9 protein-coding genes are annotated in these 12,708 nt (G+C 42.7%); 4 read left to right on the top strand and 5 right to left on the bottom strand.

The window, feature by feature from the left end; all coding sequences use genetic code 11:
• Positions 1-457: 457 nt before the first annotated feature.
• Positions 458-787: a hypothetical protein gene (locus ABWW54_RS06780; protein ID WP_353411452.1), complete on the bottom strand. Its 330-nt coding sequence runs from the start codon at positions 785-787 to the stop codon at positions 458-460.
• A 219-nt stretch (positions 788-1,006) separates the two neighbouring features.
• Positions 1,007-1,966 carry an alpha/beta fold hydrolase gene (locus tag ABWW54_RS06785; RefSeq protein ID WP_353411453.1) on the bottom strand — a complete coding sequence of 320 codons (960 nt, stop codon included), beginning with the start codon at positions 1,964-1,966 and terminating at the stop codon, positions 1,007-1,009.
• 284 nt (positions 1,967-2,250) lie between these two features.
• Here ABWW54_RS06785 and ABWW54_RS06790 point away from each other — a divergent pair, with 284 nt between their 5' ends.
• From ABWW54_RS06790 to ABWW54_RS06805, 4 genes are read left to right on the top strand one after another with little or no spacing between them, the layout of a single operon-like run.
• Entirely contained in the window at positions 2,251-6,408 is a 4,158-nt protein-coding gene (locus tag ABWW54_RS06790; protein WP_353411454.1) for a glycosyltransferase, read from the top strand.
• A gap of 33 nt (positions 6,409-6,441) precedes the next feature.
• On the top strand, positions 6,442-7,293 hold the full coding sequence (locus ABWW54_RS06795) for a phytanoyl-CoA dioxygenase family protein (protein ID WP_353411455.1): 852 nt from the start codon (positions 6,442-6,444) through the stop codon (positions 7,291-7,293).
• 42 nt (positions 7,294-7,335) lie between these two features.
• Positions 7,336-8,592, top strand: a complete 1,257-nt coding sequence (locus ABWW54_RS06800) for a hypothetical protein (protein WP_353411456.1) — start codon at positions 7,336-7,338, stop codon at positions 8,590-8,592.
• Positions 8,585-9,781 (top strand): hypothetical protein, encoded by a 1,197-nt coding sequence (locus ABWW54_RS06805; protein ID WP_353411457.1) that lies wholly within the window; start codon positions 8,585-8,587, stop codon positions 9,779-9,781. The genes ABWW54_RS06800 and ABWW54_RS06805 overlap by 8 nt, the downstream gene beginning before the upstream one ends.
• Before the next feature lie 93 nt (positions 9,782-9,874).
• Here the strand turns inward: ABWW54_RS06805 and ABWW54_RS06810 are convergent, their stop codons facing one another.
• The 3 genes from ABWW54_RS06810 to ABWW54_RS06820 form a co-directional block, all read right to left on the bottom strand.
• The gene (locus ABWW54_RS06810) at positions 9,875-10,135 is read right to left on the bottom strand and encodes a hypothetical protein (protein ID WP_353411458.1); all 261 of its coding nucleotides are present in this window, start codon (positions 10,133-10,135) and stop codon (positions 9,875-9,877) included.
• A gap of 105 nt (positions 10,136-10,240) precedes the next feature.
• On the bottom strand, positions 10,241-11,287 hold the full coding sequence (gene queA, locus ABWW54_RS06815; protein WP_353411459.1) for a tRNA preQ1(34) S-adenosylmethionine ribosyltransferase-isomerase QueA: 1,047 nt from the start codon (positions 11,285-11,287) through the stop codon (positions 10,241-10,243).
• A gap of 25 nt (positions 11,288-11,312) precedes the next feature.
• Positions 11,313-12,542, bottom strand: a complete 1,230-nt coding sequence (locus tag ABWW54_RS06820) for a sterol desaturase family protein (RefSeq protein WP_353411460.1) — start codon at positions 12,540-12,542, stop codon at positions 11,313-11,315.
• Between the last annotated feature and the right edge of the window lie 166 nt (positions 12,543-12,708).

Genomic DNA, 12,708 nt, shown 5'->3' on the forward strand with positions numbered 1-12,708 from the left:
GCGTATTGTTCTGTTCAATTCCCATTATATTTAACATATGTTAACTTAATTGGAGCATCAGTCAGTGAAGTGGCTTAAATAGGCATGATAATGGATGTTAGCAAAGCCTTATGGCCGCTACCCTTCTATTGAAGCCACAATCAATATTAAGCTGGGTCACGCTTGCATTATCAATAAAGCTTACGTTATCGACATTCAGGCTAAGCTCTTCACTATCTTGGGGTTGGCCTTATCAACTAATCAGGATAGCCATCTTATTGGGCGATTGTAAGGTTTGTGTGTGAGGTTGGCGTCAAACGCTGTTTGACAAGTCGCTTGTTTGAAAAGCGTCCTGTGAGGAAGGAGTCTCTGCTTAAAGAGTTCATCAATAGTCATGACTCTTAAGGTTTCCTGTTAGTTATTTAGATCATTGCCCTTACTTTTAAGTGACAGACTCCTACTGGCCAGCGTAAAGCGACTAATGGAGGTGTCCGTTTGCAGGTAAAAGATCCATGAACTCATCGTCAGTCATGATTTTAGTCAGATCATCATTTTGAGCTTCCATTGCAGCGACCGCTCGAACTTCTTCCCTATTGGATCGCGCTAGTTTACCAAACCACGGGTAGCCAGCCTCGCTCATTATGTCAATGATGATGTCGTGAGACGCAGGGTTTTCGGTCACTTTGAACAACTTTAGTAAATTGTTGCGTAAGACTTTGCCCTCTCCGTATAGAAGTTGTGAATACTCTTCACCCTCAATGCTACTTAGCTCAAACATTAGTTCAATTACAGTTTCAGTAAGTTTCATTTGTAATTCCTCGTTAATATTTGGGTGCTGGACATTGTGTGCGCCATTTATACTCAAAAGTAAGGTGTTGGCCAACGCAAAAGTAACAATATTTTGTTAAATTTTGACAACAGGTATGTTTATTTATACGCAAAAATATAAAATTCGGTTCAAATTGAGTCTTAGGAAATATATTGCTTCCTCCCGCAGAGTTTATCCAGAACAATGTCAGTCCCATGGTTAACATTGGTTATGCTGGCAGAAGGTCAATATAAGTTCAGCCACGGTATCAACAGCCTCCTCCTGAGGCAAGTGGCCAATATTTGGCAAAATGTGACTTTGATTGTCAATCAACACTTTTTCGAACTGACGAATCATGTCAACGGGCAGCAGTTCATCATTTTGCCCCCAAATGATCAGTGCAGGCGTAGAGAGGGGCTCCGACAATGCAAGGTTCCCACTATCTTGTTTGCTTTTTACTAAATCGATCATCGCTTGACGGTTGCCTTTCATCTTTAGCAGCTCCCAATAACGGGTTACCATTTTGTCCGTTACTAAGTTTTTATCTTTGACCGTTTGTATTAGAGAACGCTCAATAATGAATCTTGGTGTGATCTTTTTTAGTAGTCGTTGCCCTAGCCCGTTCGCTAAAATCTTAAAGCCTATGTTTGACTTCGAAGGTTGATTGCGTTTTGCACCTGCGGGAGCCAAAAGAATAAGAGAGTCAACCCTGTCGCTGGCTTCGAGTGCAGCTTGCCAAGAAACCGCGCCTCCTAGCGAATTTCCGACCAAGGTCGCTGAGGCGATGTTCAAGTGATCGAGAACAGAGAGTATACTCTCTACAAAAGCCCTCCTTGAGTAGTCTCGGTCGGTGCTGGCGCCCGTCAGGCCGTGTCCAGGGAGATCCAGCATAACCAGTCTGAAATTTTCCTTAAGTTTATCGGCAATAGGTTCCCATGTGTGAAGAGATGAGCTTGTTCCGTGGATCAATACCAATGTTGGTGCCGATTTATTGCCTATATCTCGGTAATGTATCTGGTTATCAGCATTGAGCGCTAAAAAAAGTGAGTCTTTATAGGAATATTTCTCTGTTATCGCGCTCTTTTCGAGGTCAGGAGACCAAAAAAGAACCAGCACTAATGCTGACATCAGTAGTAGGCTGGCAAAAAAAATAGTAAAAGTTTTTATAACTTTTCTCATTATTATCAAGTCTTTATTCTTATATCTTCAGTAATACTATTAAGTTAAATCTAAATCAATAGAAAATTCAAACAGATCGCGTTTTCACTTCGTCCACGTGCTATATTTGCGGCCTTTATATGATTGGGCCGTTGGGCGCGCTGTCTTCGTGAAAATACGCATACCAACCACGTAAATTTGTATGTGCATTGAGGCCCACAATCGCGTTGGTGCAACTGATGCACTCTGTCTATTGGTCTCGATCTATTGGACTTCGCTCTACTATTTGTAAACGTATTATGTTGATGAAATCACCCCTAGTTGAAGCAAACTCGGAACTCGTATTGAAAGATGGAATATTTCAAAATGGCAGCGAACTGTTTCGCGACTCGGTACTCTCAAACTACATTCAAGTTGCTGTTGAGCACGTGTTTAGTCAGGTTTCAAATAAAGGTCTATTTTCATTGGATGTGGAAGCGGCCCTTGACACGCGTGAGTTAAAGACGGCTCTATCGACAACCCAGTTTAGATTTCTTTCTTCTTTGAGGCTCTCAGGAGTCAATCATGTTCTCGACTTATCAGAGGACTTTGGTGGAGTGGCGCATTACCTGGCGGACCAAGTAGGGTCTGTCGACGCCGTTAAAATAGATTCCGATCGGACTCGTCTTGCGAAACTAAGATGCGCCAACAAACCTAATGTCTGTCACGTTTCTGAAGATCCAGTGAAGTTAACCTACCCAGACAACCACTATGATTTAATCATTTTGGGGCAATTTGAAAGCTTAGAGTTAGATCAAGAAGCATTTGAGACCTTACTTTCAAAGCTCAACGCAGCTTTGAGTGAAAAGGGCGTTTTGTTGATTAATGCAAAAAATGCAAACAGTATTGGAAAATTGCTCAACAAAGGTAGTGGTGGAATCCCCTATTCTGATTGTTATGCCGTGGACTCCGATGAATCGGCATTAACGGAGTTTGGTCGGCGTGATTTGCGTAATCAGCTATTGAACGCACGCTTTTCATCGGTTGATTTTCATGTGTCTTTTTCGCCTGACAAAGATATTAAGCATTTGTTTTCTGAAGACTATTTAACGTCGAACGTCGATGCGTTAAATCATTTCTATCGACTAGGTTCCACCGACAACTCCATTTTAAACGAATATCTTTTATACGATAAGCTAGTCAAAGAGAAACAGGACCTTGTGGATCTGGGGTCTCGCTTTATCGTGCTCGCCGGGGCAGCGACATCCGCGAATCGGTCTCTGTACGATAATGACTTTTGTTACTTCCCTGGTCTTGGTCGCAAACCTCAATGGCGCACCTGCACTTTCAGGCCTCGTGCTGCTAACAATGTTTCTAAGGTGAGCGTTTATCCAGAAATTAGTCAGCCAAATGAGTTAATAGAGCAGGATTTATCGGACAAACCATTTCATAAAGGGCCGGTATTGGTTGGTCAATGGCTCCACGCTATTCTTGATCAAGATCACCAAGAGTTTGAGCGCCTGGTGACAAAGTATTATCAATGGTTGTGCGATTACGAACAACGCGGCTCATTTACCGACACGGCTTATGATCTATTGCCATTTAATGTGGTAATAAACTCTAGAAGTGATGCGTATGAAACAATCGACACCGAATGGAGAGTAAAATCGGCTATTACTCCGAAATTTGTGTTGTTTAGAGCCCTCCTCTGGTTTGCATTTGAAAACAAGGCGCTTTTACGGGAGTTCGCGAGTAGTAACAATATTTACTCTATCGGTACGTTTATCGTTCGATATGTCGCAGAAATCGACGATCTGAGTGATTTGAATGAACTCGTCTCTTTAGAAGAATCAATCCAATCTGAGATAGATAACGATTTCAGAGCCAATGCGGTTTCATTGGCTCTCTTACAGACCTTTGACGATGAGGTGTCCTTTGAGGAGCCTCTCGTCTTTCAAGCGGTATGGGCAAATGAGTCTGAGCATGCGCGTTTAGAGGGGGCTAAGACTAAGTTGTGGGACCGGTCTCAAGTTAAACAGAAAATTGAATTAGAATTATCGGAATATCAGTCAAGCTTTCCTATTTTGCGACTTGACCCTATGTCTGAAACCGGCGCTCTTAAGATCCATGATGTGTCTATAGTTGACTCTTCTAAGCGTGAAGTATGGAACTCAGCTGATCGTGAACCCTTTGGAAGCAGTGGCTTACTAAAAGACGGTGAGTTGTGGCTATCGCTAAATGATGATCCTCACTGGACATATGATCTTTCTCAATTTTTAGATAACTCCGCTCTATACACTCTAATGGTAAGTATCGAGTGGCTTTGGGGTGCGCAACACAGTCAAGCTCTTACGGCCTTGAACAATGCCGTTTCATCATTGAACGGTGCCGTGCAATCTCAAGCACGGCGGTTAAATGAATATCACGCTGACCTTGATTTTAAGGAGCAGAGAATTGCAGACTTATTAGGTCATCGTAAAGATCTGACGGATATGGTGAAGCAAGTAGAATTACGTGTTGTTAGAGAGCGTCAGCAACAGAGTTTACTGAATAATCAAATCACTCATTTAGAGGCGCGTTTACATGCTCAGCATGTTCGTAATGATGAACTGCATGGGTACTTACTAATGCGTCCGACGACACGTGCAAAACGCGTTGCACGCCGTTGGTTTAATAGATTGACAGGTAAAGCACCGATTGAGCTAGAGGCACCTCAAGATAATGCGGTTAAGCCCGTTGAGGAACAAAGCAATCCGCTGCCAACCGGTGAGTTAATCGGTCAGAATACAGAAGATTATGGCTTGTGGGTTTCAGAGAATTCGATGTCTGAAGTGGATGTAGAGAGGGCGAAGGCGGTAATAGATGAGATGCCATATAAGCCTGTTTTCTCTATATTGGTGCCGATCTACAACACCGATCCAGAGTACTTATTACCTATGATCGAGTCTGTCAGAGCTCAGATCTACCCCTACTGGCAACTCTGCTTAGTGGATGACTCATCTCCTAAAACCTATTTGAAACGTATATTGGAGCATGAAGCCCTGCAGGATGATCGAATTTGCATCCAGTTGAACGACGTCAACCAAGGCATTTCCGTCACCACTAATGATGCCCTTGCCATGGCGACGGGTGATTACATTGCATTACTCGATCACGACGATGAAATCAGTATTGATGCACTTTATGAGAACGCAAAAGTCATTAATGAAATCCCTGAAGCTGGGTTGATCTACAGTGATGAAGATAAAATGGATATGCAAGGCGGCCGATTGGAGCCTTACTTCAAGCCTGATTACTCCCCTGATCTTTTGGATACCAATAACTATGTGTGCCACTTTACTGTAATCAAAAAGTCCATCGCTGATGACATAGGCGGCTTTCGTGAAGGGCTCGATGGCTCTCAAGATCACGACGTTATTTTACGAGCGGCAGATAAGGCTAAGCGAGTTATTCACATACCTAAAATTCTCTATCATTGGCGGAAAATCCCAGGCTCAACGGCCGTGGTTTATGATGCCAAATCTTATGCATGGGAAGCTGGAAGAAAAGCGGTCGAGGACATGCGCCGCAAACATGAGGATAACGTTAGGGTCGATTTCGGTTCGTTGAAAGGCACTTATCGAGTCTACCGTCAGATCATTGGACAACCGCTGATTAGTATCATTATTCCGTTTAAGGACAAACCTGAGTTGCTGGATTCCTGCCTGACCTCAATTCTTAATCGTACTAGCTACAATCATTTTGAAGTGATTGGGGTAAGCAATAACAGCGATGACCCACTCACTTTCGAGCGCATGAAGCATTTTGAAAGCTTGGATGAGAGAATTCGGTTTGTCGAGCATAATGTGCCGTTTAATTTTTCGTCTATTTGCAACTTTGGTGTTAGTGAGAGCCAAGGCGAGTACGTTGTGCTTCTAAATAACGATATAGAAATTATCACGCCGGATTGGATCGAGAGAATGTTAGAGCATGCTCAACGAGATAATATCGGTGCTGTGGGTTGCAAGTTGTTGTACCCGGATGGGCGGATCCAGCATGCGGGTGTGGTTGCTGGTATGGTCGGTGCAGCTGGGCATCCTCATAAGTTCTTCCCAGATAACCATATTGGCTACCATGGTCGATTACATATGGTGTATAACGTTAGCGCCGTCACTGGCGCTATGATGATGATGTCAAAGGAGAAGTTTCTTGAGGTTGGAGGGTTGGATGAGGAAAACCTAGCGGTTGCTTACAACGATATTGATTTATGTTTAAAATTGCTGGATAAAGGGTATTTCAATTTGTTCACGCCGCACGCTAAAGCGACGCATCACGAGTCTATTAGTCGAGGTTATGAAGATACAGATGAAAAGATGCAACGACTTCTGCGAGAGCAAAAGCACTTTTTGTCCACGTGGTCTGACTTTTTGGCGAAAGGAGACCCTTTTTACAATCCAAACCTTAGCTTAAAGAATGAGAGATTCTCTCTAAAATTCAAAGACTAATAACTCGAAACGAGCATTTGTAATACTAAGAAAATGGCTTTAAATTTAGAACAAAAGAAGGCGTGGGAAGAAAACGGTTACCTGCTTCTCGAGGGCTTCTATAGCGCTGAAAAAATAGATCAAATAAATAGGTTGGTCGATGACTTATGGTGTAACCGAAAGAAGCTGGATGCACAGTATGTCATCGACATTTTTGTTGAAACGGAGGAAGAGCGTAGAGTCTACTTTTCTGATGCTCCCTTGAAAGCACGAAAACTGCCTTATAAACTCAATGACCTTTATCTAAGTCGTGAAGAGATAAGAGAGCTGGTGGTGGGAAAGGAATTGGCTCCAATTTTGGCCGAACTGTTGGACGGTTTTCCTATGGTTTGCAACAGTTTGAGCTTCGAGTTTGGATCACAGCAAGATTATCATTTCGATACATTTTATATGCCTTCCCCTACTCCTAATAAAATGGTCGCATCTTGGATCGCATTGGAAGATGCCACCGAAGACAACGGTCCGTTAAGTTACTATCCAGGAAGCCACAAAATAGCGCCATTTCATTTTTCCAGTGGTTCCACCATCATTGTCAATGATGAAATGCCAACCTTTAAGGAGTATATTTTTGAAGAAATTGAAAAGCGTGAACTTCAACCAGAGACTCTCTTCGCTAATAAAGGTGACGTGTTAATTTGGCACTCGCAACTATTTCATGGTGGCAGTCCTATTAAGGATAAATCCAAAACGCGAAAATCTTTGGTAACGCACTATTTTACTACTGAGGATTTCCCTGATGCGCATGCCCCCCTTGTTTGTGATCAGGGATGCTACATGGCTCGGCCGGCTCAACCTGTTGGTTACGAGTATCGGCCCAAGAACTGGTTTGAGAGAATCTTTAGTTGATCACTTTATTGAGAATTAGGTTTATATAAATTGCTTAATAGATTGAATAATAAAGACTATTTGATTCTTATTTTGGGTTGTGCAGTCGTCTTACGGCTACTGTTAATGCCCTTTTTTTCGCACGTTGATTTGTATTCCGAGTATCGGCGTGTATTCTACGTGCTTGAGAATGAGCTGTTTTTCGAAAATAGTTATCGATTCGTCACATTTTGGTTAGAACTAATAGGCGCTGCGTTTTCAACTCTATTCATTGACGTGAGTGATGGACTCTTTCATTTGGAAGACCACACCAAATCTACCGCCAACCTGACAGACTATGGTTTCTTTTTAAACGACCCTAATATTTTCAGGCACTTGTTTTTTTTCAAGCTGCCCTATTTAATCTTTGATATCGCCACCGCAGTTGTCATATGGAAGTTTATTGACAACCCAGTGTATAAGCGGCTTGCGATCCTGATTTGGCTATTTAACCCAGTCACTATATTTGCCACATACATTTTTGGTCGATTCGAAGTTTTCGGACTGTTTTTCCTGGCGCTCACGGCGCTTCAGCTAAAGAACCATCGCTTGCTATTGGCGTGTCTTTGTTTCGCTCTTTCTCTTCATTGTAGGGAGATCAATCTCTTGTTCTTTCCTTACTTACTGATAGCTCTCATTGATTTTAAAGATCACTGGCTGCGAACAGCCTGCGTGCTGCTGCTGAGCACCCTGATCGTCCTTGGCGTGTATTTTTTGCCGGATTGGGTTTTGAGCAAATTGAATTCTGGCCCTCCGTTACTGTTTGTAGACCCAACAGCTCAACACGATAGTGAAATAGTCAACAAATTGTTCTCTTTGGGTTACTACTGGTTTTATCCGATCATAATTTGCTTTGCCGGTTTGGCGTACTATTGTTGGGAACAAAAAGCAGTGTCTCACGCTGAACGTTTTGTTGTCACATGCGCTTGTGTTCTCTTCGTATTCTTTGCATTTAACTCACATAGCGTCCATTATTCATCTTGGCTGGTGATATTTCCAATCTTGAGTATGGCCTATGGACGTAAAGTGTTGTTCCCTTTTGTGGCCTTTTCTTTTGTCTGGGTTTGTTTATGGCTTCTAAAAACAGACGCTGGTGTATTCACACTTTTTCTTGCGGCTCCATTGAACCCCGATTTTATTGGACTGGGGCATTTCCCTACTCTATTTGCCCAATACATTGCAAGTGAACATCTTACCTTGAACCGAGCGATAGAAGTCGTTCGCTCTTTATTCTTTGTAACAATGGCCTTTTTCGCATTCAGGGTATTGAAGCGTGGTTAAACTACTCGTTAGAATTTTCTGCCTGTTTATCAGTTTTACGGCTTCAGCGGCGAGCGCTTTTCAATACAACGATGTGGCGGAAATTGAGTCGAACCGTTTCGTTTTAGGTAAGGCCGATGCCTTCTTTACCGGGAAAATGAAGACACCTGATTTAGCAAGCTCAGCCTTGTTGAAGATAGCTATCTCTAACGTCGGTGCCCCGTTATCTGATCAAACGATATCAGGCACTTCGGCGCAAGACCAATCTAAGTCCGACGCTAAGGCTATTGATGAAAACGATGAAATTTCTTTTGAGTTGTTTTTCAGATCAGCAAGCGATCACTCAGGCCAATTTGACGCTGGTTTTCGTTTAAAGTTTAGAGAAAGAGTGGCTCTGATCAACCGTCAAGAGGCCATATATATCAGGTTGCCTTCTGAATTAAGGTTTAGTGATAGCCAAAGCTTAAGATTAGACATCGATGGCTGCGCGGAGTGCCGTGTGGTCTTAGATAAGAGCGCTCTGTTCTCGTCGATACCTAACACGAGCGCAATAAACGTACAATTTACCCCTATCACCAGGCATTATTTGGGCGCTTCTCGAGTCGAGCCTCTGGGTGTAGATGTGGCTTTAGATGACTGGAATACAAATCATTTGCTCGGCAATGCGCGCCGATTTAGCCTATCCGGCAATGATGCCTTTTTTGCTTCACCAGCATTGGATATTGATTCAACAAATTTAGCTGGTTTGTATTTTAAACTCAAGACGCCATTGAAAAAGTCATCTTATCAAGTTTTCTATGCGACCGAGTCGCACCAGTTCATAGAACGATCAAGCTCGATTGTAGAAGTATCAGCAGGCCCTGAAGGAATAAGTGAGTTCTTTGTGCCATTAGGGTATCTTTCCAAGGAGCATCCAGTTCAGACAAAGCTCGCGAGAATCAGATTGGATATTGACCCTCCGGCCAATTCTCCAAACCACGGACATTGGAGTCTCGAACGAGTCTTTGTGGTCCCAGAAAGCGATAGAGGGAGCTATACGCAGTATCTGCCCGCTCGTATCTTGCAGAGAAAAGCTCAAAGACCAAATGCTTCACAGTTACTTAGCGGCACCTTGCATCGGATCTTTTCAGATCACTGGTTTGTTATTTTTTATCTGATGCTTCTCGCATTAGTCATCGGAGTGTTGGTGCGGAGACTTCGACGCCTTTAGTGGTAGGCACTTTATTTAGGAGCATCAAGAAAACGCGTTCTCTATTTTTAGGATAGCGAATTGGTCTTGAGTGTGCCCATTTCGATTGCCGAGTTAGGCTTTACCGTCTTTTCTGGCCTGAGTCACGCAGCTAACCATTTTCACTTTGAGGTCCTGATAAATACCATTTAACGTTTCATCGTCTATCCGTCTCACGTGTTTCGATAGCTGAATCAAAACATCTTTATCTTGGAGCTTAAGGCTAATCTCATGCTCTTGTTTGATATAACGCACACAGCGGTTCACCGCCAATAGGCATTCGGCGTTGAGCGATTCAAGCTTGATGGACCTAAGTTGTATTTTTTCTACTATCACTACTAATCGTAACCTACCCTTAATAACCTACACTAAGAATAGCTAACAACGTGATGATATTCTGTGTTCTAGGAGTCAGAACATTAAGAAAAATGGATTATTTTCCTATATTTTCGCTTTTTCCAACAACATTGCGTCTCCGTAGCTAAAAAAGCGATATCTATTTTCGATAGCGTGATTATAGGCGGCCATGATTCGATCATACCCAGAAAATGCGCTGACTAGCATCAACAAGGTTGATTCAGGTAGGTGGAAATTTGTTTGTAACATGTCGACGATTCTAAATTCATAACCTGGGTAGATGAATATATCCGTATCTCCGACGTAAGGTTCGATTAGTGTGGAACTCGATTTGAGTGCCGCACTCTCAAGGGAGCGAACGACCGTGGTTCCAACTGCGATGATCTTACCTCCAGACTCCTTAGTCTTAATGACGGCATCACAAACCTCTTGGCTGACTTCTATGGCTTCAGAATGCATCTGATGCTCATTGATGCTCTCAACCCGCACAGGTTGGTAAGTGCCAGCTCCTACATGAAGGGTGACGGTTTTGATGATTGCACCTTTATTCCGAATTTTGTCTAATAGGTCTTCATCATAGTGAAGGCCTGCTGTTGGGGCTGCCACTGCGCCTGGTTCTTTAGCAAATACGGTTTGGTAGCGATTCTGGTCACTTAATTCATCACCACGCTCGATATAGGGTGGTAGTGGCATGTGACCGACATGCTCTAGCCACTCAAATAGTGTGCTTGGAATTGACGCTTGAATTCGAAAGAAGCTCCCTTCTCTTCCAATTACGGTAAGCTCGGCTGAATCATCGCCATCAATGACGATAGATTGCCCTATCTTAGGTGCCCTACTTGCCCTTATTTGGCATAGAAATTCGAACGGGCCGGTTATGCGTTCGAGCAAAATTTCCAACTTGCCGCCAGTGTCTTTCTTACCGAAAAGTCGCGCTGGTAGAACTTTGGTATCGTTAAGAATTACCAAATCACCTTTTCTAATATCATCTAAAATGGACGAAAATGACGTGTCTTCGAAAGCGTTAGGTTCACGAAAAACCTTCAGTAATCGGCTGTCGGTACGATTCTCTGGAGGGAATTGAGCAATCAGTTCTTCAGGTAGATCGAAATTGAAATCAGAAACTTTCATGTAATAACAGTGGAAGAAATAGCGTTTAGTTTGTATTTAGAGATTCGGTTATAGCTTGATTACGTTCAAGCTCAAGTCGACCTAAGAATAAAAAAGGCAGGCTTACTAGAGTAATTAGCGCTAAAAATAGCCCAAGTAGAAAAGGGAGCTTGAACAAAGATACTAACAAAATTGAGTTTCGAATCCATTCAAGAATACCGGCGAATGGGCGTGTTTCTAAGGTCGCACCGATCCCGAAGAGCCCAACAATCACGTACGTAATGATTTGAAAACGATCGCTGACGTTTATACTTGATGCGGCCACTGAAAACAGTAGAGCCAAGGCGGCTAATTGCACATACTGCAATACCGCGTATAGCTTAATTTTGTTTGGAATTTGTATGTCAAATTTGTGGAACTTTGTCAGGTCAACTTTCTCTAAGGGGAATTTTTCCTCGACGTCCGCTGGTCTCCAACCGGTCCGTCGAAACCAAATTGTTAACTTATCCTGCCAGCGTTTGGTGTGCCATGCATCATGCAATAATGATGCGTACACCTGCGCATTTATCCATAATGGGTTCCAGCTTTTAACGGCGCCGGTAATCCCAAAAATCACCGGGTGTGAGTCCAATTCCTCTTGAAAACTCCCAAATAGCCGGTCCCATAAAATGAAAACGCCACCATAATTTCGGTCTATGTACACTGAATTTTGCGCGTGATGGGCTCTATGGTTTGACGGAGTTACAAAGATTTTTTCTAAAAAACCTAACTTACCGATATGTCTGGTGTGAACCCAAAACTGATAAACCAGGTTAAGCGCCCCGACGGACAGAATTATTACTGGGTCGAACCCTAATATCGCTAAAGGAAGATAGAATATGACTCCAAAAAAACCAGTGCCAGTCTGACGGAGGGCTGTTGTTAGATTGTATTCTTCACTTGAATGATGAACCACATGCGAGGCCCACAAGAAATTTATTTCATGCCCCATTCTGTGATTCCAGTAGTAACAAAAGTCATACAAGACAAAGGCGATTACCCAGATAATCCATGAATCTCCAAGTTGAAAAATCGAAAATTGTTGTTCAACAAGCACGTATAACGTGAATGGTATCAATCTCTTACTAACGTTGACTATTTGATTAATTACGCCGGTTGCCAAACTCGTCAATGAGTCGTTCACGCGGTAATAGTCAGTTCCTTTAACTCGCTCAGCGATAAGCTCCATTGCAATAAGCAGAAAGAAAAAAGGAATTGCGTAAAGAATGATATTCATGAGTACCCTATCAGCAAGCTGTATGTTTTACGTGTTTTATATCAGAGAAAGACTCTGTAAACAGGACAATTTGACTAAAATACAGTGCTGTGCCGGGTTGAGTGACTCCGGATTTTAGAGCAAATTTTCTTTGTTGTCTGGAGATTTCGATCTGAATAAGGTTTAA

The sequence above is a fragment of the Arenicella sp. 4NH20-0111 genome (assembly GCF_040366405.1).
Classification (GTDB): Bacteria; Pseudomonadota; Gammaproteobacteria; order Arenicellales; family Arenicellaceae; genus Arenicella.

Bases quoted from the DNA above. Each gene is read 5' to 3' on its own strand.
- ABWW54_RS06780 (WP_353411452.1), bottom strand. From the start codon at position 787: ATGAAACTTACTGAAACTGTAATTGAACTAATGTTTGAGCTAAGTAGC.
- ABWW54_RS06785 (WP_353411453.1), bottom strand. From the start codon at position 1,966: ATGAGAAAAGTTATAAAAACTTTTACTATTTTTTTTGCCAGCCTACTA.
- ABWW54_RS06790 (WP_353411454.1), top strand. From the start codon at position 2,251: ATGAAATCACCCCTAGTTGAAGCAAACTCGGAACTCGTATTGAAAGAT.
- ABWW54_RS06795 (WP_353411455.1), top strand. From the start codon at position 6,442: ATGGCTTTAAATTTAGAACAAAAGAAGGCGTGGGAAGAAAACGGTTAC.
- queA (WP_353411459.1), bottom strand. From the start codon at position 11,287: ATGAAAGTTTCTGATTTCAATTTCGATCTACCTGAAGAACTGATTGCT.
- ABWW54_RS06820 (WP_353411460.1), bottom strand. From the start codon at position 12,542: ATGAATATCATTCTTTACGCAATTCCTTTTTTCTTTCTGCTTATTGCA.